At 67.9% G+C, this 25,741-nt stretch carries 22 protein-coding genes; all 22 read right to left on the reverse strand.

The features are described from left to right. Nucleotides 1-12 precede the first annotated feature (12 nt). A complete protein-coding gene (locus AC1PPL_RS13140) occupies nucleotides 13-846 on the reverse strand; it encodes a cell division protein FtsQ/DivIB (RefSeq protein WP_015914260.1) in 834 nt (277 codons plus the stop codon). Next, entirely contained in the window at nucleotides 843-1,841 is a 999-nt protein-coding gene (locus tag AC1PPL_RS13145) for a D-alanine--D-alanine ligase (protein WP_015914261.1), read from the reverse strand. The genes AC1PPL_RS13140 and AC1PPL_RS13145 overlap by 4 nt, the downstream gene beginning before the upstream one ends. Then, nucleotides 1,838-3,271 carry a UDP-N-acetylmuramate--L-alanine ligase gene (gene murC / locus AC1PPL_RS13150; RefSeq protein WP_479973472.1) on the reverse strand — a complete coding sequence of 478 codons (1,434 nt, stop codon included), beginning with the start codon at nucleotides 3,269-3,271 and terminating at the stop codon, nucleotides 1,838-1,840. The genes AC1PPL_RS13145 and murC overlap by 4 nt, the downstream gene beginning before the upstream one ends. Beyond that, nucleotides 3,268-4,467 (reverse strand): undecaprenyldiphospho-muramoylpentapeptide beta-N-acetylglucosaminyltransferase, encoded by a 1,200-nt coding sequence (gene murG / locus AC1PPL_RS13155; RefSeq protein ID WP_011806764.1) that lies wholly within the window; start codon nucleotides 4,465-4,467, stop codon nucleotides 3,268-3,270. Before murG ends, murC begins: the two co-directional genes overlap by 4 nt. A gap of 94 nt (nucleotides 4,468-4,561) precedes the next feature. Further along, nucleotides 4,562-5,842 (reverse strand): putative lipid II flippase FtsW, encoded by a 1,281-nt coding sequence (ftsW, locus tag AC1PPL_RS13160; protein ID WP_011806765.1) that lies wholly within the window; start codon nucleotides 5,840-5,842, stop codon nucleotides 4,562-4,564. Further along, the gene (murD, locus tag AC1PPL_RS13165; protein WP_479973473.1) at nucleotides 5,839-7,731 is read right to left on the reverse strand and encodes a UDP-N-acetylmuramoyl-L-alanine--D-glutamate ligase; all 1,893 of its coding nucleotides are present in this window, start codon (nucleotides 7,729-7,731) and stop codon (nucleotides 5,839-5,841) included. The genes ftsW and murD overlap by 4 nt, the downstream gene beginning before the upstream one ends. Further along, nucleotides 7,728-8,906 (reverse strand): phospho-N-acetylmuramoyl-pentapeptide-transferase, encoded by a 1,179-nt coding sequence (gene mraY, locus AC1PPL_RS13170; RefSeq protein ID WP_011806767.1) that lies wholly within the window; start codon nucleotides 8,904-8,906, stop codon nucleotides 7,728-7,730. Before mraY ends, murD begins: the two co-directional genes overlap by 4 nt. Beyond that, nucleotides 8,897-10,345 (reverse strand): UDP-N-acetylmuramoyl-tripeptide--D-alanyl-D-alanine ligase, encoded by a 1,449-nt coding sequence (locus AC1PPL_RS13175; RefSeq protein WP_479973474.1) that lies wholly within the window; start codon nucleotides 10,343-10,345, stop codon nucleotides 8,897-8,899. The genes mraY and AC1PPL_RS13175 overlap by 10 nt, the downstream gene beginning before the upstream one ends. After that, nucleotides 10,342-11,847 (reverse strand): UDP-N-acetylmuramoyl-L-alanyl-D-glutamate--2,6-diaminopimelate ligase, encoded by a 1,506-nt coding sequence (locus AC1PPL_RS13180; RefSeq protein WP_479973475.1) that lies wholly within the window; start codon nucleotides 11,845-11,847, stop codon nucleotides 10,342-10,344. Before AC1PPL_RS13180 ends, AC1PPL_RS13175 begins: the two co-directional genes overlap by 4 nt. Next, on the reverse strand, nucleotides 11,844-13,592 hold the full coding sequence (locus tag AC1PPL_RS13185; RefSeq protein ID WP_088888338.1) for a peptidoglycan D,D-transpeptidase FtsI family protein: 1,749 nt from the start codon (nucleotides 13,590-13,592) through the stop codon (nucleotides 11,844-11,846). Before AC1PPL_RS13185 ends, AC1PPL_RS13180 begins: the two co-directional genes overlap by 4 nt. After that, a complete protein-coding gene (ftsL, locus tag AC1PPL_RS13190; protein ID WP_015914268.1) occupies nucleotides 13,589-13,891 on the reverse strand; it encodes a cell division protein FtsL in 303 nt (100 codons plus the stop codon). The genes AC1PPL_RS13185 and ftsL overlap by 4 nt, the downstream gene beginning before the upstream one ends. A gap of 109 nt (nucleotides 13,892-14,000) precedes the next feature. After that, on the reverse strand, nucleotides 14,001-14,927 hold the full coding sequence (rsmH, locus tag AC1PPL_RS13195) for a 16S rRNA (cytosine(1402)-N(4))-methyltransferase RsmH (protein ID WP_312302250.1): 927 nt from the start codon (nucleotides 14,925-14,927) through the stop codon (nucleotides 14,001-14,003). Between the two features lie 9 nt (nucleotides 14,928-14,936). Then, nucleotides 14,937-15,365: a division/cell wall cluster transcriptional repressor MraZ gene (gene mraZ, locus AC1PPL_RS13200; protein ID WP_011806773.1), complete on the reverse strand. Its 429-nt coding sequence runs from the start codon at nucleotides 15,363-15,365 to the stop codon at nucleotides 14,937-14,939. 264 nt (nucleotides 15,366-15,629) lie between these two features. Next, nucleotides 15,630-16,970: an ATP-dependent protease ATPase subunit HslU gene (gene hslU, locus AC1PPL_RS13205; protein ID WP_479973476.1), complete on the reverse strand. Its 1,341-nt coding sequence runs from the start codon at nucleotides 16,968-16,970 to the stop codon at nucleotides 15,630-15,632. Nucleotides 16,971-17,065: 95 nt separating this feature from the next. Then, on the reverse strand, nucleotides 17,066-17,611 hold the full coding sequence (gene hslV, locus AC1PPL_RS13210; protein ID WP_041836099.1) for an ATP-dependent protease subunit HslV: 546 nt from the start codon (nucleotides 17,609-17,611) through the stop codon (nucleotides 17,066-17,068). A gap of 93 nt (nucleotides 17,612-17,704) precedes the next feature. Further along, a complete protein-coding gene (locus AC1PPL_RS13215; protein ID WP_479973477.1) occupies nucleotides 17,705-19,513 on the reverse strand; it encodes an STAS domain-containing protein in 1,809 nt (602 codons plus the stop codon). Between the two features lie 53 nt (nucleotides 19,514-19,566). After that, nucleotides 19,567-20,412, reverse strand: coding sequence for an RNA polymerase-binding protein DksA (gene dksA / locus AC1PPL_RS13220; RefSeq protein WP_228403853.1), 846 nt, complete (start codon nucleotides 20,410-20,412; stop codon nucleotides 19,567-19,569). Between the two features lie 23 nt (nucleotides 20,413-20,435). Continuing rightward, nucleotides 20,436-21,554, reverse strand: coding sequence for a CobW family GTP-binding protein (locus tag AC1PPL_RS13225; protein WP_015914274.1), 1,119 nt, complete (start codon nucleotides 21,552-21,554; stop codon nucleotides 20,436-20,438). Nucleotides 21,555-21,661: 107 nt separating this feature from the next. Further along, nucleotides 21,662-22,849 (reverse strand): class I SAM-dependent rRNA methyltransferase, encoded by a 1,188-nt coding sequence (locus tag AC1PPL_RS13230; RefSeq protein WP_479973478.1) that lies wholly within the window; start codon nucleotides 22,847-22,849, stop codon nucleotides 21,662-21,664. Nucleotides 22,850-22,937: 88 nt separating this feature from the next. Further along, nucleotides 22,938-23,909, reverse strand: a complete 972-nt coding sequence (locus AC1PPL_RS13235) for a tyrosine recombinase XerC (RefSeq protein ID WP_479973479.1) — start codon at nucleotides 23,907-23,909, stop codon at nucleotides 22,938-22,940. A gap of 99 nt (nucleotides 23,910-24,008) precedes the next feature. Then, the gene (locus AC1PPL_RS13240; RefSeq protein ID WP_088888329.1) at nucleotides 24,009-24,701 is read right to left on the reverse strand and encodes a DUF484 family protein; all 693 of its coding nucleotides are present in this window, start codon (nucleotides 24,699-24,701) and stop codon (nucleotides 24,009-24,011) included. Further along, entirely contained in the window at nucleotides 24,698-25,576 is an 879-nt protein-coding gene (gene dapF / locus AC1PPL_RS13245; RefSeq protein WP_312302247.1) for a diaminopimelate epimerase, read from the reverse strand. Before dapF ends, AC1PPL_RS13240 begins: the two co-directional genes overlap by 4 nt. Between the last annotated feature and the right edge of the window lie 165 nt (nucleotides 25,577-25,741).

A 25,741-nucleotide genomic window follows, 5' to 3' on the forward strand; every position in this document is an offset into this window, starting at 1 on the left:
TCTGTCCTGCCCTCAGTTGTTCTGCCCCGCCCTGCGCGCACGCGACGCCGCGCGCAGCGCAGCCGCCTTCTGTGCATCCGTACTCACGGTGGTGACGCCGCGCAGGCGCAGCGCATAGCCGCTTTCATGCCGCAAGTCGGCGTACTCCAGCGCATCCACACGACGCCCCTGCCGCTGCGCCACGTCCGGCAACGTGTGCACCAAGCGCGACACGCGCTGCATCAGCAATTGCGTCGAGCCACTCCCCAGCTCCAGCACCGCACCGCTGTCCAGCGTGACCCGCCAGCCTCCATTCCCCGTGAGCTGCAACGAGTCGATGCCGGAACCCAGCGGCGCCAACGCGGGGGCCAGCTGGCGGTACATCTGCAGCAACTCCGCGGAGCGCTCGGGCGTGCCCATCAGGCGCGGCAGGTTGTCTTGCTCCAGGTCGCCCGCGTCGGCTTCAAAGACCTCGCCCCGGCTATTGACCAGGGTGTCGCTGCCTTCGGCGCCCCAGTAGGCGACCACGTCGTGCTCCTGCAGCTGCACGCGCAATCCACTGGGGAACTCGCGGCGCACATAAGCCTGCCGCACCCAGGGCACCTGCTCGAAGGCGCGGCGCGCGGCCTGCAAGTCGATGGTGAAGAAGTTGCCCACGAGTTGCGGCGCAACGTTGGCACGCAGGCTCAACGCGCTGGTGTGCACGAGGTCGCCCTCCACCACGATGCGCCCGATCGAAAACGCAGGGTGGCGCAGCAGCCAGCCCCCGCCCACCGCCAGCACGGCCAGGGCGCAGCCCAGGAACAGGACCGTAGCGGTCATGTTCATGAGGCGAACGTCCAGCGGTGCGGGCAGCGTGTTGTTCATACCGGCTCCCGTCCTCCTGCCGCACCGGCCCGGCCCTGCAGCGCGTCCAGCGACGCGCTCGCCAGGATGCGCAGGCACAGGTCGGGGTAGCTGATGCCGCTGGCATTGGCCGACATCGGCACCAGCGAGTGGCCGGTCATGCCGGGCGAGGTGTTGATTTCCAGCAGGAAGGGCTTGCGGTCGCTCGCGCGGATCATGATGTCGGCGCGCGCCCAGCCGCGGCAACCCAGCGTACGGTAAGCCTGCACGACGATGCGCTGGATCTCGCGCTCCTCGGCCTCGGGCAGGCCGCTCGGGCAGTGGTACTGCGTGACGTCGGTGAAGTACTTGTTCTGGTAGTCGTAGTTGCCTTGCGGCGCCTCGATGCGGATCACCGGCAGCGCGCGCGCCTCGGCGCCTTGGCCCAGTATGGGACAGGTGGTCTCGTCACCATCAATGAACTGCTCGCACAGCACCTCGGGGTCATGCTGCGCGGCCAGTCGATACGCCTGTTCGCACTGCCCCAGCGAAGTGACCTTGGTCAGGCCGATGGTGGAGCCCTCGCGCGAGGGCTTGACGATCATCGGCGCGCCCAGCTCCTGGAAGGCCTGGGCCGTCTCCGCACTGCTGGACACCAGGCGCCAGTCTGGCGTGGGCAGGCCGTCCGCGCGCCAGATGCGCTTGGTCATGATCTTGTCCATGGCGATGCTGGACGCCATCACGCCGGGACCGGTGTACGGAATGCCCAGCAGCTCCAGCGCGCCCTGCACCGTACCGTCCTCGCCATGGCGGCCGTGCAGCGCGATGAAGCAGCGGCTGTAGCCGTGGGCCTTGAGCTCCGACAGATCACTGTGCGCGGGGTCGAACGCATGCGCGTCCACGCCGCGCGAGCGCAGCGCCTGCAGCACGCCGCCGCCCGACATCAGCGACACCTCACGCTCGGCCGACGTGCCCCCCATGAGCACAGCCACTTTGCCCAGCGCCTTCACATCAATCTTGGGGTCATTTTGGCTCATTGCGCCCGTCCTTCCTGCGCTAACAGCTCATTTTTTTGTAGCAAATCAACCACCTTGGCGGGTACGCCACCGATCGAGCCCGCCCCCATGCACAGCACCACATCGCCATCCCGGACGCCCGCGGCAATGCGCTGCGGCATGTCGGCCACGTTGTCGATGAACACCGGCTCCACCGTCCCGGCCACGCGCAGTGCGCGTGCCAGCGACCGGCCGTCGGCCGCCACGATGGGCGCCTCGCCCGCGGCATAGACCTCGGTCAGCAGCACCGCATCGGCTGTGCCCAGCACCTTGACGAAGTCCTCGAAGCAGTCGCGCGTGCGGCTGTAACGGTGCGGCTGGAAGGCCAGCACCAAGCGCCGCCCCGGATACGCCCCGCGCGCGGCCGCAAGCGTGGCCGCCATCTCCACCGGGTGGTGCCCGTAGTCCTCGATGAGCGTGAAGTGCCCCCCACCCTGCGCGGGCAGGTCGCCGTGGCGCTGGAAGCGCCGCCCCACCCCGGTGAAACCGGCGAGTGCGCGCAGCAGGGCCTCGTCGGGCACGTTCAGCTCGGCCGCCACGGCGATCACCGCCAGGGCGTTGAGCACGTTGTGCTCGCCGGCCAGGTTGAGCACGACCTGCAGGTCCGGCAGCGTCACGCCGTTGCGCCGCTGCACGGTGAAATGCATCTGCGTGCCCACGGCACGCACATCCACGGCGCGCACCTCGGCATCCTCGGACAGGCCGTAGCTCGTCACCGGGCAGGTCACCAGCGGCAGGATGTCGCGCACCGCCGGGTTGTCGATGCACAGGATGGCCGTGCCGTAAAACGGCATGCGGTGCAGGAAGTCCACGAATGCCTGCTTGAGCCGGCCGAAGTCGTGGCCGTAGGTCTCCATGTGATCGGCATCGATGTTGGTGACCACGGCCATCACGGGCAGCAGGTTGAGGAACGAGCCATCCGACTCGTCGGCCTCGACCACGATGTACTCGCCCTGGCCCAGCTTGGCATTGGTACCCGCGCTGTTCAGCCGCCCGCCGATCACGAAGGTCGGGTCCAGCCCCGCCTCCCCCAGCACGCTGGCCACCAGGCTGGTGGTGGTGGTCTTGCCGTGTGCGCCGGCAATGGCGATGCCCTTGCGCAGGCGCATCAGCTCGGTCAGCATCAACGCGCGCGGCACCACGGGAATCTTGCGCTCACGCGCGGCCAGCACCTCGGGGTTGTCGGCCTGCACAGCGGTGGAGGTCACCACGGCGTCCGCACCAGCGATGTGCGCCGCCGCGTGGCCCACATGGGTGGCCACGCCCAGTGACTGCAGGCGGCGCAGCGTGGGGCTGTCGGCCAGGTCGGAGCCGGAAACCACATAGCCCAGGTTGTGCAACACCTCGGCAATGCCGCACATGCCGGAGCCGCCGATGCCGACGAAGTGGATGTGGCGAATGGCCTGCTTCATCGTGCCAGCCTTTCACATGCCGCGACGATGTCGCGGGTTGCGTTGATCTTTCGCATCGTGCGTGCCTTTTGCGCCTTGGCCAGCAGGTCCTGGCGCTTCATGTTCTGCAGCATCTCGGCCAGGCCGTGGGCGGTCAGGTCGGCCTGCTGCACCAGCCAGCCCCCGCCCACCTTCACCAGGTACTGCGCGTTGGTGGTCTGGTGGTCGTCCACCGCGTGCGGGAACGGCACGAACACCGCCGCAGCCCCCACGGCCGCAATCTCCGTCACCGTGCTGGCGCCCGCGCGGCACAGCACCAGGTCCGCTTCGGCGAACGCGGCCGCGGTGTCCTCGATGAACGGCGTGAGCGTGGCCTCGACGCCCGCCGCCGCGTAGCTGCGGCGCAAGGCCTCGATCTGGGACTCTCCGCTCTGGTGAGTGACGATGGGGCGGTCCTGCTCATGGATCCATGCCAGCGCCTGGGGCACGATGTCGTTGAGCGCCTTGGCGCCCAGGCTGCCGCCCACCACCAGCAGGCGCAGCGGACCTTCGCGCCCGGCAAGGCGCCGCTCGGGACGGGGCTGGCGCGTGAAGGCGCGCCGCATGGGGTTGCCCACCCACTGCGCATCGGGCAGCACATTGGGAAAGGCCGTGTAGACCCGCGTGGCCAGCCGCGACAGCAGCTTGTTGGCCATGCCGGGCACGGAGTTCTGCTCGTGCAGCAGCAGCGGCTTGCGCGCCAGGCGCGCGGCAATGCCGCCAGGGAAGGTGACGTACCCGCCCAGGCCGATCACCACGTCCGGCTGCAGCCGGCGCACGACCGCGCGCGCCTGCAGGCATGCGCGTGCCAGCCGCAGCGGCAAGGCCAGCAGCGTCTTCAGACCCTTGCCGCGCACGCCGGAGAAGTCGATGGGCTCGAACGCGAAACCGCGCGGCGGCACCAGGCGCTCTTCCATGCTGCCGGGCGTGCCCAGCCAATGCACCTGCCAGCCACGTTCGCGCAGCGCCTCAGCCAGTGCCAGGCCAGGAAAGATATGTCCACCCGTGCCACCGGCCATGACCAGCGCCGTGCGTTGGCGCGCGGGAAGGGAGTGCGCAGAGCGCTCCAGGACCTGCGTCGCGGGAAAGTTGGACTGAACGCCCTCGCGCCGTCCGGCCCGCGCGCGCGCGGATCGCCCACGGCGGGGGTGCTGGCTGTGGCCGAAACGTGACGTCATGTCGGCGCTCCTGGTGCGCGGCGCGCGCGCAGGGGCATGGCAAGCCGGCAGTACCGACGCACTGCCACAAGCCCGAGGCGGTGAATAAGGTTCCTCATGCACGGCCTCCGCGCATGAGCAGCTTGTTTTCGTAATCCACACGCAGGACCACCGCGATGGCGACCAGGTTCATCAGGATGGCCGATCCGCCAAAGCTCATCAGCGGCAGCGTCAGCCCCTTGGTGGGCAGCGCCCCCAGGTTCACTCCCATGTTGATGAAGGCCTGAAAGCCCATCCATATCGCCACGCCCTGGGCCACGAGGCCCGAAAACACGCGGTCTAGCGCGATGGCCTGGCGGCCGATGTGCATGATGCGCCGCGTCATCCACAGGAAGGCGACGATCAGCGTGAGCACACCCACCAGGCCAAATTCTTCGCCGATCACCGCCAGCAGGAAGTCGGTATGCGCCTCGGGCAGCCAGTGCAGCTTCTCGACGCTGCCACCCAGCCCCACACCGAAGATCTCGCCGCGGCCGATGGCGATCAGCGCATGCGAGAGCTGGTAGCCCTTGCCCAGGGCATGTTGCTCGCTGAACGGATCGAGGTAGGCAAACACGCGCTCGCGCCGCCAGGGTGAGCTGGCGATCATGATGGCGAAGGCCGCCACCAGCACACCCGCAATCAGGAAGAACATGCGCGCGTTCACGCCCCCCAGGAACAGGATGCCCATGGCGATCACCGCGATCACCATGAAGGCGCCCATGTCGGGCTCTGCCAGCAGCAGCGCACCCACCACCGCCACGGCGGCGGCCATGGGCAGCACGGCGCGAAAGAACCGCTCCTTGACCTCCATCTTGCGCACCATGTAGTCCGATGCGTAGATCAGCACCGCGAACTTCGCCAGCTCGGACGGCTGGAAGTTCATGAACCCCAGGCTGAGCCAGCGCCGCGCGCCGTTCACCATGGTGCCCACGTGCGGGATCAGCACCGCGATCAACAGCACGATGGAGGCCACGAACAACCACGGCGCCATGCGCTCCCAGGTGTCCATCGATACCTGGAACGCGATCAGTGCCGCGACGAACCCCACGCCGATGGCAATCGCGTGGCGCAGCAGGAAGTGCGTGGGCGCGATGTTGCCAAAGCGTGGGTTGTCCGGCATGGCGATCGAGGCTGAATACACCATCACCACGCTGAAGGCCAGCAGCAGGACCACCACCCACAGCAGCGCCTGGTCGAAGCCCAGCACGCGCGCGGGCGTGGCGGCCGTGCGCCGGTATTCGGTGCCGCCCACGCGCACGGGCAGGACGTCGGCGTTTGCGGCCGGCGCGGCACCCGCCCAGGCCCGCATGCGCTGCCACAACGAGGGACGGGAAGCGGCGGTCGCGGCGGTCATGCCGTCCCTCCTTCCAGCGTCTGGCCGGCGTCTTCGGCCAGCGCCTGCACGGCTTCGCAGAAAACGCGAGCGCGGTGCGCGTAGTTGTCGAACATGTCCAGGCTGGCGCAGGCGGGCGACAGCAGCACGGCGTCGCCCACATGGGCGCGCTGTGTGGCCAACTGCACGGCCTCGGGCAGCGTGGCGGCGTCCTGCAGCGGCACGCCGCAGCCCTGCAGCGCGGCGCGGATCTGCGGCGCGTCGCGCCCGATCAACACCACCGCGCGCGCATAGCGCGCCACGGGCGCGGCCAGCGGCGAGAAGTCCTGACCCTTGCCGTCGCCACCCAGGATCACCACCAAGCGCCGGTCGGCGCCCAGCCCGGTCAGCGCAGCCACCGTGGCGCCCACGTTGGTGCCCTTGCTGTCGTCGAAGTACTCCACCTCGCGCACGATGCCCACGGGCTCCACGCGGTGCGGCTCACCGCGGTATTCGCGCAGGCCGTAGAGCATGGGCGCGAGCGGGCAGCCCGCAGCCTGGGCCAGCGCCAGCGCAGCCAGGGCATTGATGGCGTTGTGCCGCCCGCGGATGCGCAGCGCGTCGGCGGGCATCAGGCGCTGGATGTGCAGCTCGGCGTCCTGCGCCTTGCCGCGCTTGGCCGTTTCGTCCGCTTCGTGTGCACGCACCAGCCAGGCCATGCCGCTGACCACCTCGATGCCGAAGTCCCCCGGGCGCTGCGGCATGTCGCCACCGAAGGTCACGTGTGCGCGCAACTGGGGCTTCTGCAGCTTCACGCGCACTGGCGGCGGCAGCAGGGCCATGACTTCCGCGTCCTCGCGGTTGAGCACCATGAGGCCGGTTTCGCCGAAGATGCGCCCCTTGGCCTGTGCGTAGGCCTGCAGGCTGCCGTGCCAGTCCAGGTGGTCCTGCGTGATGTTGAGCACGGCCGCGGCCGTGGGCTCGAAGCCCTGCACGCCATCGAGCTGAAAGCTCGACAGCTCCAGCACCCACACCTCGGGCAGCGTGCCCGCGTCGATGTGCTGCGCCAGCGTATCCAGCAGCGTGGGGCCGATGTTGCCGGCCACCGCCACGCGCTTGTCCGCGCACTCCACCAGCAGCCCCGTGAGCGAGGTCACGGTGGTTTTGCCATTGGTGCCGGTGATGGCCAGCACCGCGGGCGCGTAGCCCTGACCGGCGCGCAGCTCGCGCAGCGCCTGCGCATACAAACCCAATTCGCCTTCCACGCTTATCTGGCGGGCGCGAGCAGCTATAACAACAGGAGCAATCTCATTCGGACTCAGACCTGGCGAGCGGTATACCGCGTGCAGCGCGCGCCCCTGCACCAGGGTCTCATCGAAGGCGCCGGCGATGAACTCCACCTGCGGCAGTTCTGCGCGCAGCACCGCCAGCTGCGGCGGACTGCTGCGCGTGTCGGCCACGGTGACCTGCGCACCACAGCGCACACACCAGCGCGCCATGGCCAGGCCCGAGGCGCCCAGACCCAGCACCAGCACCTGCTTGCCGGCAAGCGCGGGCGGCGCCTGCGGGGCCTCCTCGGACGCGACGGCAGGCTCCTCAACGGCGTGGTCCGCAGCCGGAGAACCGGGGGGGTCTTCAGCAGACGTGCCAGCGCCACCCTCCGCCGGAGCCGCGTCGGCAAAGATGCGCGCCACGAACTCGGCAGCGGCGGCCGCGGCTGACACCGCGGGTGCGGTGTAGTCATAGCGCGCCGCTGCATCTTGCGCGGGCGCTGGCAAGGGCGATAGATCCTGCGGCGGACTGTCGTGCGCCGCATCCTGCGGCAACGCGTCGTCCCGCTCCCCGGGCGCGGACGCGGGCGCCGGCGGCACAGTCGTCGCTGCGGCGCCGAATGCGTCGGGGTGCAGGGGATCGTGGTGGCCGGTGTTCATCGCAGCTTCAGCGTGGTCAGACCCACGAGGCACAACAGCATGGTGATGATCCAGAAGCGCACGACGACCTGCGTCTCCTTCCAGCCGCTCTTCTCAAAGTGGTGGTGCAGTGGCGCCATCTTGAGGAGGCGCCGGCCCTCGCCATACTTGCGCTTGGTGTACTTGAACCAGGTCACCTGCAGCATCACCGACAGCGCTTCCACCACGAAGATGCCGCCCATGATGGCCAGCACGATCTCCTGGCGCACGATGACCGCGATCGTGCCCAGCGCAGCGCCCAAAGCCAGCGCGCCGACGTCGCCCATGAAAACCTGGGCGGGGTGGGTGTTGAACCACAGGAAGGCGAGGCCCGCGCCCGCCATGGCGGCGCAGAAGATCAACAACTCGCCCGAGCCGGCGATATAAGGGAACAGCAGGTATTTCGCATAGCCCGCGTTACCGGTCACGTAGGCGAAGATGCCCAGCGAGGCACCCACCATGATCACGGGCATGATGGCCAGGCCGTCCAGGCCGTCGGTCAGGTTCACGGCGTTGCTGGAGCCCACGATCACCAGGTAGGTCAGGATCACGAAGCCCAGCACCCCCAGCGGGTAGCTCACTTCCTTGAAGAACGGCACCAGCAGGCCTGCCTTGGGCGGCAGGTCCATCAAAAAGCCGGACTGCACCCAGGTGATGAACAGCTCGAACACCCGCGTGTTGGAGTTCTCGGAAATGCTGAATACGAGGTACAACGCGGCCAGCAGCCCGATCACCGATTGCCAGAAATACTTCTCGCGCGAACGCATGCCCTCGGGGTCCTTGTTGACCACCTTGCGCCAGTCGTCCACCCAGCCGATGGCGCCAAACCCCAGCGTCACGGCCAGCACGATCCACACGAAACGGTTGGACAGGTCGAACCACAGCAGCGTGGAGATGGCAATGGAGCCCAGAATCAACACGCCGCCCATGGTGGGCGTGCCGCTCTTGGACAGGTGCGTCTGCATGGCGTAGCCGCGGATCGGCTGGCCGATCTTGAGCGAGGTCAGCATGCGGATGACCTTCGGCCCCGCGATCAGGCCGATGAGCAGCGCCGTCAGCGCCGCCATCACCGCCCGCAGCGTGAGGTACTGGAACACCCGCAGAAAGCTCAGCTCGGGCGACAGGCCTTGCAGCCATTGGGTCAGCATCAGCAGCATGCGGCTCCCCCTTGCGCGGCAGCGCCTGCGGCGCCGTCCTCATGCAGTGCCTGCAGCGCCTGCACGACCTGTTCCATCTTCATGAATCGCGATCCCTTCACCAGCACGCTGCCCACCGTGGGCAGGGCCTGCCCCACTGCGGCCTGCAGCGTGGCCATGTCCTTGAAATGCCGTGCGGCCGTCCCACAGGCCTGCACGGCGTGGGCGCTCAGGTCGCCCACCGCAAACAGCTGCTCGATGCCGCGCGCACGGGCGTGCGCACCGGCCTCGGCGTGGAACTGCGGCCCCTGGTCGCCCACCTCGCCCATGTCTCCCAGCACCAGTAGGCGCGGGCCAGGCAGTGCGGCCAACACCTCGATGGCCGCGTGCACCGAGTCGGGGTTGGCGTTGTAGCTGTCGTCCACCACCGTGATGGAACGTCCCCCGCAACGCACGGCCAGGGCGCGCGAGCGCCCGTTGACCGGCACGAAAGCCGCCAACCCTTGCGCAATGCTCGCCAGAGGCACCCCGGCCGCCAGCGCGCAGGCCGTGGCGGCCAGGGCATTGGTGACGTTGTGGCGCCCTGCGATGGCCAGCCGCGTATCGAATGCGCCGTTGGGGGTGTCAATGCGCACCTGCCATGCGCCGTCGCCCCATTGCGCTGCGGCGCAGCGCACCTCGCCCGCGGCCTCGCCAAAGGTCAGGCAGTGCCGCGTGCCGGCCAGCTCGCGCCACAAGGGCGTAAAGGCATCTGCCGCCGGGAACACAGCCGTGCCATCGGCCGGCAGGGCAGACAGCACGCTGCCGTTCTCGCGCGCCACGGCCTCGACCGTGTGCATGAATTCCAGGTGCTCGCGCTGGGCGTTGTTGACCAGGGCCACGGTGGGCCGGGCAATGTCCGCCAGATTCGCGATCTCGCCGGGATGGTTCATGCCCAACTCGACCACCGCAGCCTCGTGGCCCGGCCGCAGGCGCAGCAGCGTGAGGGGTACGCCCACATCGTTATTGAAGTTGCCCTGCGTGGCCAGCGCGGCGTCGCCTTTCCAGGCCCGCAGCACCGCCGCGATCATTTGCGTGACCGTGGTCTTGCCGTTGCTGCCGGTCACGGCGATCAGCGGCAGATCCCGCTGCGCGCGCCAGCCAGCGGCCAGCGCACCCAGGGCGGCCAGGGTGTCGGGGACCTCGATGCCGGGCAGACCGGCGTCGGCCAGGCCCGCATGCGCAATGGCCGCCGCGGCGCCGGCCGCTCGCGCCTGGGATAGGAACTGGTGCGCATCGAAACGCTCACCCTTGAGCGCCACGAACAGGTCACCTGCGGCCAGCGTGCGGGTATCGGTGTGCACGCGCGCGAGCGGCGTGGCACCTTCGCCAATCAGTCGCGCACCAGGAATGCGGGCGCGCAGCAGATCAAACGCCTGGTGCAGCGTCATCATGGGGGAGTTGTTCTGGTGGTGGCTCATGCCACGCCTCCTCGGCGCGCGAGCGCTGCACGCGCGTGCGCCATGTCGGAGAACGGCACACGCTGGCCCGCCGCCTCCTGATAGTCCTCATGGCCCTTGCCGGCAATCAGCACCACGTCGTTGGCGCCGGCCTCGGCCAGCGCTCGCGCGATGGCCGCGGCGCGGTCGACCTCGGCACGCACGCTGGTGCCTGCAATCGTGCCCAGCAGGATCTGATGGATGATGGATTGCGGCTCCTCACCCCGCGGGTTATCGCTGGTGACGATGACCTCGTCGGCCTCGCGCTGTGCCACGGCTCCCATCAGCGGACGCTTGCCGGCGTCGCGGTTGCCACCGCAGCCGAACACGCACCACAGCCGCCCTCCGCGCTGCGCCGCCACGGGCTTGAGCGCGGCCAGCGCCTGGTGCAGCGCATCGGGCGTGTGGGCATAGTCCACAGCCACCAGCGGCTGGCCAGCGGCCGCCAACTGCTCCATACGCCCGGGCACGGGCCGCAGGCGCGCACAGGCCTGGAGCGCCTGCGCCAGGGGCACCCCCAGCGCACGCATGCCTGCAATCACGCCCAACAGGTTGGACACGTTGTACAGGCCGATGACCTGCGTTTGCAGCACCTCGGTATGCGCGCCTTCGGCCACCGTGAAGGCCAGGCCGGCACCCGTGTGCACGATGTGCTTGGCCTGCAGGCGGGCGGGGCCCTGCAGGGAGACGCTCCACAGATCCAGGTCGCTGCCCTGCAGCTCGGCGTGCAGAGCGGCGCCCTGAGGGTCGTCCACATTCACCACAGATGCGCGCAGCCCCGGCCAGTCGAACAGTGCGCGCTTGGCTTGCCAGTAGGCGGCCATGCCAGAGTGGTAGTCCAGGTGGTCCTGCGTGAAGTTGGTGAACAGCGCCACGTGAATGCGTGTGCCGTCCAGGCGGTGCTCGGCCAGGCCGATAGACGATGCCTCGATGGCGCAGGCACGGCGCCCCGCGTCCGCAAACTGCGCGAAGGCGCGCTGCAGGCGCACCGGGTCGGGGGTCGTCATGCCCGTGGTCTGCAACGCTGGCGGAACGCCCATACCCAAAGTGCCCACCAGCGCACATCCAGCAAGCGCTGGCAGCTCTTCTTTTGATAGCTGATTGAGCGCATCCGCCAGCCACCAGGCCGTGCTGGTCTTGCCGTTGGTGCCGGTCACGGCCAACACCTGCAGGCGCTGGGTGGGGTGGCCGAACCATTCGGAGGCAATCATGCCGGTCGCGGCCTTGAGGCCGCGCAGGGCCGCGATGTGGTCTCCCGCGAGGGCGAAGGGCTCCACGCCCTCGCACTCCACCAGGCAGGCGGCAGCGCCGCGCGCCACGGCGTCGCCCACGTGGGCGCGCCCGTCCGTGGCCGCGCCGGGCCACGCGATGAACCCATCGCCCGGCTGGATCAGGCGGCTGTCCGTCTGCAGCGTACCCGTGACGCGCTGGCGCAACCAGTCCACGGCCTCCTGCAGGGTGGTGAGCGTGTGCAGTGCGTTCACAGTGATTCCTCCACACCGTTGGAGACGATGAGCGGCTTGACGGCCATGTCGGGCGCCACGCCCATCATGCGCAGGGTCTGCTGCACCACTTCACTGAACACCGGCGCCGCAACCGCACCGCCGTAGATCACGCCGTTGCTGGGCTCGTCGACCATCACGGCCACGATGATGCGCGGGTGGTCGATGGGCGCAAGCCCGGTGAACCAGGCGCGGTACTTGCCCGAGGCGTAGCTCTTGCCCACCTGCTTGCGCGCCGTGCCGGACTTGCCGCCCACGGAATAGCCCACCGTCTGCGCCTTCTGGCCCGTGCCGCCGGGCCCCGCGGCCATCTGCAGCATCTTGCGCACCTGGTTGGCGGTGCGTTCGGAGAACACGGGCACGCCCACGGGCGCTTCGTGGGTCTTCAGCATGGTGGCGGGAATCACCTTGCCGCCGTTGGAAAACACGGTATAGGAGCGCGCCATCTGGAACAGGCTGGCCGACAGCCCGTAGCCGTAGGACATGGTGGCTTGCTCGATAGGACGCCAGCTCTTGTAGGGGCGCAGCCGCCCGCTCGCCACCCCCGGAAAGGCGATCTGCGGCTTTTGCCCAAAGCCGACGGCGGAGAAGGTTTCCCACATTTCCTGCGCCGGCAGCTGCATCGCGATCTTCGTGGTACCCACGTTGCTGGACTTCTGGATCACGCCCTCCACGGTCAACAGCCCGTAGTTGTGCGTGTCGCTGATCGTCGAGCCGGTGATGGTCAGGCGGCCTGGCGTGGTGTCCACGCTGGTTTCGGGCTTGAAGCGGCCGCTCTCCAGCGCCAGCCCTACCGTGATGGGCTTGATGGTGGAGCCGGGTTCGAACACGTCGGTGAGCGCGCGGTTGCGCAGTTGCTCGCCCGTCAGGTTCTGGCGCTTGTCGGGCACATAGCTGGGGTAGTTGGCCAAGGCCAGCACCTCGCCCGTGCGCGCATCCAGCACCACCACGCTGCCGGCCTTGGCCTTGTGCGCCTGCACGGTGTCGCGCAGCTTCTGGTAGGCGAAGAACTGCACCTTGCTGTCGATGGACAGCTGCATGTCCTTGCCATCCACGGGCGGCACTTCGGCGCCTACGCCCTCCACCACGCGGCCCAGGCGATCCTTGATGACGCGGCGCGACCCTGGCTTGCCCGCCAGATCCTTGTCGAAGGCCAGCTCCATGCCTTCCTGACCATGGTCTTCCACGTTCGTGAAGCCCACCACGTGCGCGGCGGCTTCGCCCTCGGGATACTGGCGCTTGTATTCCTTGCGCAGGTAGATGCCCTTCAGCCCCAGGGCGGTGATCTGCTGGCCCACGTCCCAGTCGAGCTGGCGCTTGATCCAGACGAAGGTCTTGTCCTCGTCGGCCAGCTTGCCCTGCAGCGTGGACAGCGGCATGTCCATGAGTCGCGCCAGGTCCTTGAGCTTGGCGCGCACCTCGGGTTTGGCCATTTCCACATCTTCAGGGATGGCCCAGATGCTGGCCGCCGGAACGCTGGAAGCGAGGATCAGGCCATTGCGGTCGAGGATGCGGCCCCGGTTGGCCGGCAGCTCCAGCGTGCGCGCAAAGCGCACCTCGCCCTGGCGCTGAAAGAAGTCGTTACCGATCACCTGCACGTAGGCGGCGCGCCCCGCCAGGCCCACGAAACCCAGCGCCACCAGGGCGACGATGAACTTGCTGCGCCAGACAGGTGTCTTGCTGGCCAGCAGAGGGCTGGAGGTGTAGTTGACGCTGCGGCTGCTCACGGCGCGCGCCCCTCGCCAGCTGGCACGACGACGTTACCGCCGTCGGTCACGTATTCGGTAATGGCCGGCGTGGCGGTACGCATCTGCAGCCGGTCGCGCGCCAGGCGCTCCACGCGCAGCGGCGTGGCCTGCGCGCGCTTGTCCACCTGCAGGCGCTGGTGCTCGGTCTCCAGGCGGCGCGACTCAGCCACCGCGCGATCGAGTTCGGTGAACAGCCTTCGCGACTGGTATTGCGTATGCACGAGGTATAGCGCGCTGGCCATCACCGCCAGCAGCAGCACAAGGCTGATGCGCGTCATCGCCCGCCTCCCGTGTGCCCTGCAACGCTCGAAGGACTGTGCCGCGAAGCGAGCGCGCCCCGCGCATGCGCGTGCAGCGGCGTGGCGACATGGCACATCCGCGCGTCGCTCATGCGGGCACCTCCGTGCGTTCTGCCACGCGCATCACGGCGCTGCGCGCACGCGCGTTGGCGGCCACCTCGTCCGTGCTTGGCTTGATGCGCTCCAGCGCCTTGAGCCGCATCGGCTGGGGCGGCGCGAACGGTGCACGGCGGTCGTAGACCTCCTTGGAGTGCTGTGCGATGAACTGCTTGACGATGCGGTCTTCCAGCGAGTGGAAGCTGATGACCACCAGCCGACCACCGGGCCGCAGCACGCGCAGACTGCCTTCTAGCGCCTGCTGCAGCTCCTCAAGCTCGGCGTTGATGAAAATCCGAAGAGCCTGAAATGTGCGCGTTGCAGGGTTCTGGCCCGGCTCGCGGGTCTTGACCGCGCCAGCCACGATGTCGGCCAGTTCGGCGGTGCTTGCAATGGGGCCGCGTTCCGTGCGCCGAGCAACAATCGCCTTTGCAATGGGGCCAGCAAACCGTTCTTCACCGTAGTCACGTATCACCTCCGCAATCTGTGCCGCTTCGGCATCTGCCAGCCACTCGGCCACGCTCTGGCCACGCGTGGTGTCCATGCGCATGTCCAGCGGACCATCGAAACGAAAACTGAACCCGCGCTGGGGGTCGTCGATCTGCGGGGAGCTCACGCCCAGGTCCAGCAGCACACCGGACACGCTGGCGGCGGGCAGTTCCCCGAGATGGCTGAACCCCTGGTGCCGAATGGAAAAGCGCGCATCCGTGATGCGCGCCGCTGCTTGAATGGCTTCGGTGTCCTTGTCGAACGCCACCAGCCGGCCTTGCGGCCCCAACCGCTGCAGGATGAGCCGCGAATGCCCTCCCCTGCCAAAGGTGCCGTCCACGAAGGTGCCCGCAGGCGCATCGCCATCGCCCAGCAAGGCGTGCACCGCCTCGTCGAGCAGGACCGTGGTGTGTTGCAGGGGCTGGTTCACACGCGGCCCCTAGAAAGAGAAATCCTTGAAGACATCGGGCATCTCGGCCTGCATGGCCGCGGCTTCCTTGGCCTCGTAGGTGGCCTTGTCCCACAGCTCGAAGTGGTTGCCCATGCCCAGCAGGATGGCGTCCTTGGACAGGCCGGCCGCCTCGCGCAATTCGGGCGAGACCAGCACCCGGCCGGTGCCGTCCATCTCCACGTCCATCGCGTTGCCGAGGAAGATGCGCTTCCACCATTGCGCGGACATGGGCAGCTGGGCAATGCGCTCGCGGAACTTCTCCCACTCGGGACGGGGGAAGACCATCAGGCAGCCATCGGGGTGCTTGGTGAGGGTGAGCTGGCCGCCCGCCTGCGCCGTGAGGGCGTCACGATGCCGGGTCGGCACGGACAGCCGCCCCTTTGCATCCAGACTCAGCGATGACGCCCCTTGAAACACCGATGGAACCCCTTGCCCGCTACTGCCGCTTTCCACCCCGAGAGAGGGTGCAAAGGGCACTTTTCACCACTTAATTGCACTTTTTTGCACTGTAGCAGGAAAAGAACACCAGGCAAGAGGCGCCGCAACAAAATTTTGCAATGAAATCAAGGACTTAGCGCCGATTTCCAAGGTGAAAATCGGGCAAATGTCCTTATTGATTAAGCACTTAGCTGCAGGTATGCAAGTGGTTTATGAAGGCTTGACGCCCCGCGCAACCAGGCATCACAGGATGTATCGGGACAAGTCTTCGTCCTGGCTCAGCGACTGCAGCCGCGCATTCACGTAGCCGGCATCCACCACCACGGTCTGCCCCGACAGGCGCGTGGCGTCATAACTCACCTCGTCCAGCAGCCGCTCCATCACCGTGGACAGGCGGCGCGCGCCGATGTTTTCGGTGCGCTCGTTCACCTCGAAGGCAATGTGGGCCAGGCGGGTGATGCCCTCGGGCGTGAAATCCAAGGTGACGCCTTCCGTCTCCAGCAGCGCCTGGTACTGCTTGACCAGCGACGCATGGGTCTGCGTGAGGATGGCTTCGAAGTCCTGTACCGACAGGGAGGTGAGTTCCACGCGAATGGGGAAGCGCCCCTGCAGCTCGGGGATCAGGTCGCTCGGCTTGGCCAGGTGGAACGCCCCCGAGGCGATGAACAGGATGTGGTCGGTCTTGACCATGCCGTACTTGGTGGACACCGTGGTGCCCTCCACCAGCGGCAGCAGGTCGCGCTGCACGCCCTGGCGCGAGACGTCGGCGCCGCCGGCCTCCTGGCGCGACGCGACCTTGTCGATCTCGTCGATGAAAACAATACCGTTCTGCTCGGCGTTGGCCAGCGCCCGCGTCTTGACCTCTTCCTCATTGACCAGCTTGGCGGCCTCTTCCTCGACCAGCAGCTTCATGGCCTCGGCGATCTTGAGCTTGCGGGCGCGACGCCGCTCCTGGCCCATCTGGCTGAACATGCCACGCAACTGCTCGGTCATCTCCTCCATGCCGGCCGGGCTCATGATTTCGAACTGCGGCCGCGCATCGGCCAGGTCGATTTCGATCTCCTTGTCATCCAGCTGGCCCTCGCGCAGCTTCTTGCGGAACACCTGGCGGGCCGTGCTGTCACCCGCGAGCTCGCCGGTGCGAGCGGTATCGACGCTGGCACCGCGCGCCGGAGGAATGAGCACGTCCAGGATGCGGTCCTCGGCGGCGTCTTCGGCACGCACGCGCACCTTCTTCATGTCGGCTTCGCGCGTCTGTTTCACGGCCACTTCCACCAGATCGCGGACGATGGAATCCACGTCCTTGCCCACGTAGCCCACCTCGGTGAACTTGGTGGCCTCGACCTTGATGAACGGCGCGTCCGCCAGGCGCGCCAGGCGCCGCGCGATCTCGGTCTTGCCCACGCCCGTGGGGCCGATCATGAGGATGTTCTTGGGCGTGATCTCGTGCCGCAGGCTGGCGTCCACCTGCTGGCGGCGCCAGCGGTTGCGCAGTGCAATGGCCACGGCGCGCTTGGCGCCGTTCTGGCCGACGATGTGACGGTCGAGTTCGGAAACGATTTCCTGGGGAGTCATGGAGGACATGCTGCAGCCTGCCTGTCTTTATGAGTCAAATGAGCCGCTAGCGCTTGATAGACAAGCGCAAAAAGCTGCAAAAAATATAGCAAACCACACAACGCCTACAACGTCTCGATGGTGTGGTGCATGTTGGTGTAGATGCACAGCTCGCCCGCGATCTCCAGCGACTTCTTGACGATCTCGGCCGCGGGCAGGTCGGTGTTGCTCAAGAGCGCCTTGGCGGCCGAGTGGGCGTAGGCGCCGCCCGAGCCGATGGCGATGATGCCCTGCTCGGGCTCCAGCACGTCGCCGTTGCCGGTGATGATGAGGGACGCGGAATGGTCCGCCACGGCCAGCATGGCCTCCAGGCGGCGCAGCACGCGGTCGGTACGCCAATCCTTGGTGAGTTCGATGGCCGCGCGCGTCAGTTGGCCCTGGTGCTTTTCCAGCTTGGCCTCGAAACGCTCAAACAGCGTGAACGCATCGGCCGTGGCGCCGGCAAAGCCTGCCAGGACCCGCCCCTGGTAGAGCTTGCGCACCTTGCGCGCCGTGCCCTTGACAACGATGTTGCCCAGGGTGACCTGTCCGTCGCCGCCAAGGGCGACCTGGATGCCGTCTGCCGTCTGGCGTCGGACGCTGAGGATGGTGGTGCCGTGGTACTGTTCCATAGCTCGTGCATATGGGGGCGCCACGCCGCCTTGCAAGCACGGCAGAGCACCTTCTCGGCAACGGCCCCGGAGTGGCAAATAGCCGGTGCGGCCTCAGTTCTTGCGGGGCACCACCCAGGCGTGCTCGTTCACGCCTATCACGTTGAAGAACACGGCGACCAACCGGTGCAGGTTGGTGAACTGCACCACATGCCCTTGCGCCTGCTGGGTGGCCGCCCAGTTCAGCACCGAGCCCACGGCAGCGAAATCGATGCGGATCAGCCGGTCGCAGGCCACGTTCAGCGGCACGCCGGGGCGCACGAGAGGCTCCAGCGGCTCCAGGACGGAGGCCGCATCCCCCTCGATGTGGCCTTCGAGCGTGGCGGCAGGCCCCTCATCCACGCCGCCCGGCTGCGACAGCGCGAACCCCGACGCGTACAGCGCGCTGTCGGCCGCCTCTGGCGTGGCCGGTGGCTGCGCACCGTCGTCGCCGCTGTAGCCGCAGCGCGGAGGCACCCACGATGGCGGCGAGACCTCGTAGGTGACGCAGTAGTCCAGCGCGACGAGTTCGAACTCATCGGGCAGCCCCATGAGCCGCAGCGCCGCCATGCGCAGCCGCCACCACTGTGGATCGGCGCCGCGGTCCCCCGACTGGGTGTGAGCCTGCAGGACCCCCTGCAGCGCGGCGGTGCCGACGAAGTGGATCTGCACATCCCGCTCCGCGCAGGCCTCGAACAGCTCGGCCAGCGCGGTGACCGCCGGCAGATCGATCGCGGTCATCCGCGTCCAGTTCAGGGTCCAGGGCGGCGCGGAACGCGCCAGCGAGGCCTGCAGCGCCGCAATCGATTGCTGCGTGAGGGTGGATTGCGCACTCCAGCTCAGTTCCCTCTGCGGGATGGCGGGTGCACCCACGTCAGGCGTCATGGCCTTCAAACCCAGCTGTTCGGGCAACGAGAACCACAGCGGCGCCGAGCGACCGAAACGAGCGGCATAGTCAATGGCCAGCGCGTCGAAAGGCTCCTGCTGGCCCGTGGCCCGGTACAGGTCAAACAGGGTCATCCAGATGTCATGCTGCTGCTGGGGGTCACTGTGCTGGTGTTGGACCAGCACTTCCTTCAGGCCCGATTCCGCGCCGGCATAGTCGCCATTGGCAAAGCGGATCGCGGCCTCTTCCAGGTCGGGTTCGTGCACGAACTTCTCCGGTTGGGACGGCGCGGGTTGCGGCGCGTCCTCCGCGAGCGGCGGGGGTACGACCACCGGGCTCGCGTCGTGGAACATCGGCTCGACGGCGGGCGCCTTGTCGAGCGTCGGCGGCAGGCTCAGCGGCGCCGTCGGCGCAAAGGCGCGCGCGGGGTCGCCGGCCAGCCCGCTGGAGGCCAGCGCCGCCGCCATGGCCGCGGCCGCAGGCGACGGTTGTCCTGCGATGGGTGCAGCGGCAAAAGCCGCGGCAGCCACAGGTGCGGGTCGCGGCGCGGGGGCTGCGGACGCTGCGGGCAGCGCCGCACCGTCAGGCGCGGGCGCCGCAGGGGTTGGGGCTGGGGTTTCTCCCGACCCTTTGCCCTTCCACCATTGCTGCGACATCTGCGCCTCGATCTCGTCGATCTTCTTGAGCGTGACGGCCCGCTCATCGGGCGAGGTCATGCTGGTCTGGAAGAACGACGTGCGCGCAGTGATGTCTTCAGGGCGCTGGCCGTGCAGGGCCTCGCGCTGGCGCAGCTTGCGTAGCTGATCGAACTCGCGGCGGCGCACGAAATCGTTGCGCCGCTTGCGCTCGATCATCTCCTTGAGCATCTGCTTGCTGTACTGGCTCTCGCGGTCCGCCTCGACCGCATCGAGATCGGACCAGTTGACGGTGGGATTGCGCACGAACCGCACCATCTTGGACAGCAGGCCGCCGGATGTGGTGGTGTCTTCCTTGCTCATAGATGCAAATGGGCGTGCGCAGTGCGGGCGTCTCGCGGCAATCGACCGCTGGATCAGTCGCCAAACATTTTCTGCTTGAGTTCGCGGCGCTGCTGCGCCTCCAGCGACAGCGTGGCCGTGGGGCGCGCCAGCAGGCGGCCTACGCCGATGGGCTCGCCCGTCTCGTCGCAATAACCGTAGTCGCCGGCGTCGATGCGCGCGATGGACTGCTCGATCTTCTTGAGCAGCTTGCGCTCGCGGTCGCGCGTGCGCAGTTCCAGCGCGTGCTCTTCCTCGATCGTCGCGCGGTCGGCCGGATCAGGGACCACCACGGTGTCCTCGCGCAGGTGCTCGGTGGTTTCGCCCGCGTTGTTGTGCATGTCCTGCTTGAGCTGAGCCAGCTTGTGGCGGAAGAACGCCAGCTGCTTCTCATTCATGTACTCGCTCTCGGGCATGGCCAGCACTTCGGCATCCGTCAGGTCTTCGGCAGACTTGGTCTTCCAGTTGTTGGCCAGCTTGGGATCTTTCTTGGCGGCCGCCACAGGGGTTTGCAGGGTCGTAGGCATAGTTTGGGTAAAGCTGGCTTCGGGGGCGCCGGGCGCCGCCGCGGTGGCCTTGGATGGTACGGTCAATTGCCCGGAACCGGAAGGAGAAGGCCGGAGGCGCCGCGCGGTTACCGGCGCGGGTTCGTCGCCCGCGCGCTTGGCCTGGGCCGCAGCCTGGGCTTTGCTGGACTGGGCTTTCACTTCCTGTCTCCTCGCAGTTCGGGCTTTTTCCGCCTGCGTGCGGGGCCCAGGGCCCCTCGTGCAGCACGGTGCGAATGGCACGCGCCCCAGGGGGCGTTTTTGCCGGGGCGCGATTGTATAGACCTGCGCTGGCCGAGCGCAAAACGTTGTGGATACCACACAGGCGTAGTGCACTTTACCGCCAGCCACCACGGGTCTCACACCAGGCACTGCTCCAGCCCCTGTTGCAGGATGTCCTGCGGCAGGTCGATGCCGATGAACACCATCTTGCTCTGGCGCGCCTCGCCTTCGGCCCACTGGGGACCCAGGTCGCTGCCCATGAGCTGGTGCACGCCCTGGAAGATCACCTTGCGATCGGTGCCTTTCATATTCAGCACGCCCTTGTAGCGCAGCATGCGCGGGCCGTAGATATTGACGATGGCGCCCAGGAAGTCCTCCAGCTTGGCCGGATCGAAGGCACGGTCGGCGCGGTAGACGAAGCTCTTGACGTCGTCGTCATGGTGGTGGTGATGCGGGTGCTTGCAGTGCTCGTCATGCTTGTGCTCATGGCCATGGTCGTGGCCGCCGTGCTCGCCGTGCGCATGGCCATGACCATGGTCGTGCTCGTGTTCGCAGTGCCCGTGGTCATGGTCGCAATGGCTGTGGTCGTGCGCGTCTTCTTCCTTCAGGAAGTCCGGGTCGATGTCCAGCTTGGCATTGAGATTGAAGCCACGCAGGTCCAGCACCTCGGCCAGCGGCACATCGCCAAAATGCACCGCGCGGATGGGCGCGCGCGGGTTCATGTGCTTGAGGCGGTGGATCAGGTCGTTCTTCTCCTCCTCGCTCACCAGGTCGGTCTTGGACAGGAAGATCTGGTCGGCAAAGCCCACCTGTCGGCGTGCCTCCTGGCGGTCGTCCAGCTGCTGCTGGGCGTGCTTGGCGTCCACCAAAGTAATGATGGAATCGATGAGATAGGTTTCGGCGATCTCATCGTCCATGAAGAAAGTCTGCGCCACGGGGCCGGGGTCGGCAAGCCCCGTGGTCTCGATCACCACGCGGTCGAACGCCACCAGCCCCTTGCGGCGCTTGGCGGCCAACAGCTGCAGGGTTTCGCGCAGATCCTCGCGGATGGTGCAGCAGATGCAGCCGTTGCTCATCTGCAGAATCTGCTCTTTGGATTCGGTCTTGAGGATGTCGGTGTCGATGTTTTCCTCGCCGAACTCGTTTTCGATCACGGCGATCTTCTGGCCGTGCATTTCGGACAGCACGCGCTTGAGCAGCGTGGTCTTGCCGGAGCCGAGGAAGCCGGTGAGGATGGTGACGGGAATCAGGGCCATGGGTCGCTTTCCGTGGAGTGCAAACGCAAAACGGCGGCCTGGACGACCGCCGCATGGGAATCGAATTTCAGTGTACAGAGCCTGTCAAGACCTTCGCGCCCGCAGCGTCATGCCGGCTTGCGCATGATGGCCAGACCCTTGAGGTACTCGCCCTCGGGGAACTCCAGCGTCATCGGGTGGTCGGGCGCGCCGGCCAGGCGCCCCAGCACGTAGCCGTCCACGCCCGCATCCGCACCCGCCGAGGCCACGATCTTATGAAACAGGTCGGCGCTGATGCCGCCCGAGCAGGAAAAGGTATACAGCACGCCGCCCGGCTCCAGCAGTTGCAGCGCGAGGCGGTTGATGTCCTTGTACGCGCGCGCCGCACGCTCGGCATGCGCCGCCGTGGGGGCGAACTTCGGCGGGTCGAGCACGATGGCGTCAAAGCGCCGCCCTTCGGCCAGGAAGCGGCGCAGGGATCCATTCACGTCGGCATCCAGAAATTCGGCCCGCGCCGCGTCGAACCCGTTCAATTGCACGTGCGCCCGCGCACGCTCCAGCGCGGGACCGGAAGAATCGATGGACGTGACCTGCCCCGCGCCGCCGGCCAGCGCCGCCACCGTGAAGCCGCCCGTATAGCAATAGCAGTTGAGTACACGCTGCAGGCCCAGGCGCTGCACCGTGCCAAAGAAATGGTGCCGGCTGTCGCGCTGGTCCAGGTAGAAGCCCGTCTTGTGCCCTTCGGCAATGTCGAGCGTGAGCCGCCAGCCATGCTCGCGGATCGTCAGCTCTTGCGGCCCCTGCCCGCGCAGCCAGCCGGTGGCGGGCGCCAGGCCTTCCAACTGGCGCACGCTGGCGTCGGAGCGCTCGTACAGGCGCGACAGGCCTGTCGCCTGAAGCAGCGCATCGGCGATGACGGCCTTCCAACGCTCCGTGCCCGCGCTGGTGAACTGGGCCACCAGCGTGTCCTCGTAGCGGTCCACGATCAGCCCTGGCAGCCCATCGGATTCGCCATGGACCAGCCGCACGCCATTGCTTTCAATAGGAAAACGGTCTCTAGCGCTTATGGATCGGGCGCAAGCAGCTATAAAAAAAGAAGCGTCGATGCGCTGCTTCTCGTCAAAGCTCCACACCCGGGCACGGATGCGCGACTGGGGGCTGAACGCCGCCCAGGCAAGAAACTGGCCCTCCGCCGACTCCACCCGCACCGTCTCGCCGCTGTCGCCGCCGCCCTTGGCGATGGCACCTTCAAAAATCCAGGGATGGCGGCGCTGCAGCGAACGCTCCTTGCCGGGTTTCAGTCGAATGGTTTTCATCCCCGGATTGTGCGCGCGCGGGTGAGCGCTTTTGTCGCACCCGGCCGGACGCAGAGCGTGCGGCACGCTCCCGCCCGCCGCCCCCCACCTAGGGCTTGCGCCGCGCGCGCGGGTGCGCCGCGTCGTACACCCGCGCCAGGTGCTGGAAATCCAGCCGCGTGTAGACCTGGGTGGTGGTGATGTTGGCGTGGCCCAGCAGCTCCTGCACGGCGCGCAGGTCGCCGCTGGACTGCAGCAGGTGGCTGGCGAACGAGTGGCGCAGCATGTGCGGGTGCACGGGCGTGGTCAGGCCCGCCACCTGGCTGCGCTGGCGCAGGCGCGACCAGACGGACTGCGCCGTCAGCCGCGCGCCGCGCCGGCCGATGAACAGCGCCGGCTCCAGCCGCGCCGCGCCCGCGGCACCAAACGGCAGCGCGCGCTGCGCCAGCCAGGCCTGCAGGGCCGCGGTGGCGGCACGGCCCACGGGCACGCTGCGGCGCTTGGAGCCCTTGCCGAAGACATGCGCCTCGCCCGCTTGCAGGTCCAACCAGCCGCGCCCCTGCTGGTGCGCGGCGGGGCTGGGCGCCACGTCCAGGCCCACCAGTTCGCCCACGCGCAGGCCGCAGCCGTAGAGCAGCTCGACGATGGCCGCGTCGCGCGCCTCCAGCCAGGGGTCGGCGCCCGTCTCTTGGTGCTCGGCCAGGCGCACCGCTTCGTCCACGGGCAGGGCCTTGGGCAGGGGCTTGGGCGCCTTGGGCGCGCGCACGTCCTGCACGGGGTTGTGCGGCACCAGCCCCTGGCGCGCAGCCCAGGTGTAAAAACCCCGCCAGCCCGAGAGGATGAGCGCGATGCCGCGCCCGCTGCGCCCGCCGGCATGCATCTGCGCGACGAAGCGGCGGATGTGCGCGCTGGTCAGGCGCAGCAGCGGCAGATCCACGCCCGCGGCCATGGCGGCCAGGCGCTGCAGGTCCAGTGTGTAGAGCGTGAGGGTGCGCGCGGCCAGGCGCTTTTCCACGCGCACATGCTCCAGGTACTGCAACGCCTCAGGCGGCAGGTGCAGGGCAACTGGCGTATCGTTCATTTGCTACTGAATAAGGAGCTTCTTGCGCTTGATGCGTGGTGTTCTCAGGCAAAAAACCTACGCAAACCCTTATATATTCAGCGCAAGCCGCTCACTTTTTCATCGCATGCGCGACAGTGCCGAGCTGGCCAGCTCGGCCATGCGCGAGAGGAATTCGGTGCCCATGGTGGCCTCGAAGCGGTGCGGGTCGTGCGAGCCCAGCACGATCAGGCCGAAGGCCGGCTGGTCGGCGCTGTCGATCGCGCCTTCGCGCAGCGGCAGCAGCGCCAGCGACTGCACCTCGCCCGCCTGGGGCAGCCAGGCCGTGGCCTCGAAACCCAGGTTGGGCCCGCAGAACGGCATGGTCAGCGACGAGGCGAACAGGCGCAGGTCCTCGCTCACCGGCTGGGTGGCGACGAGGCCCGCGTGCTCGGGCGCGACGTTCCACACCCGCAGCGCGACCTGTGGCACGTCGAACAGCGTGCGCAGGCCGTTCTCCACGGCGCGCGGCAGGCGGGCCGCATCGCGCACCGCGGCTACCTCGCGCGTCCACTGGTGGATCTTCTGGGTGATGGCGGCGTTCTCGGTGCCGTGGCGCACCATCTCCATCACGCGGTGTTCCAGGCCCTTGATCTTCTCGCGCAGCATTTCGGCCTGGCGCTCGTGCAGGCTCACGGCGCGCTGGCCGTGGGGGCTGGCGATGGTGACACTCGCCAGCAACTCGGCATGGCGCTCGAAGAAGCCCGGCGTGTTCGCCAGGAAGTGCGCGATGTCGTCTTCGGTGATGGGGGATACGGGAGAGGAAGAGGTCATAAAGCGTCCGGAATGTCGATCTCGCCTTCGAAGACGGTGGTAGCGGGGCCGGTCATGAATACGGGGTCTTGCAAGCCGCCGGCCCAGTCGATGGTGAGCAGGCCGCCCCGCGTGTGCACCTGCACGCGCGCATCCAGCAGCCCCAGGCGGATGCCGGCCACCACGGCGGCGCAGGCGCCCGTGCCGCAGGCCAGCGTCTCGCCCGCGCCGCGCTCGTACACGCGCAGGCGCACTTCACCACGGCTCACGATCTGCAGGTAGCCCGCGTTCACGCGCTGGGGAAAGCGCGGGTGGCTTTCGATCAAGGGACCGGTCTGCGCCACGGGGGCAGTGTCCACATCGTCGACCAACTGGACGGCGTGCGGGTTGCCCATGGACACCACTGCTACTAATAACGTAGCTGCTGACGCTTGTCCATCAAGCGCCAGAGGCCATTTTTGGCCTGAACCTTGCGACACGGGCGCGAGACCCGTGGTGTCGAACGGCACGCGCGCCGGCTCCAGCTCGGGGCGGCCCATGTCCACCGTCACACGGCCGTCGGCGGTCAGGTGCGGGGCGATCACGCCGGCCATGGTCTGCACGCGGATCGTGTCCTGCGCGGTGAGGCCCTTGTCGCGCACATAGCGCGCGAAACAGCGCGCGCCGTTGCCGCACTGCTCCACCTGGCCGCCGTCGGCGTTGTGGATCACGTATTCGAAGTCGATGCCCGCGCCGGGCGAGGGGCGCACGGTGAGGATCTGGTCGGCGCCCACGCCGAAGTGGCGGTCGGCCAGAAAGCGGTACTGCGCGGGCGTGAGCCCCAGGCGTCCCTGCGTCTCGTCGAGTACCACGAAGTCGTTGCCCGCGCCCTGCATCTTGGTGAAGCGGATGTGCATGGCGCGATTATCCGCCGCATGCGCGCGTCGCCTGGGTGCAACCACGGGGAAACCCCGCACGGCTGACATCCGAGTTTTTTGCTCGGCTATTGATTTCGATCAGCCCGCCCCTGGGCTGCATGGGGAGCATCCGGGGTTCCCGCCGTGCCGCCCTGCCGGCCGCGG

The sequence above is a fragment of the Diaphorobacter sp. B2A2W2 genome, assembly GCF_056730635.1.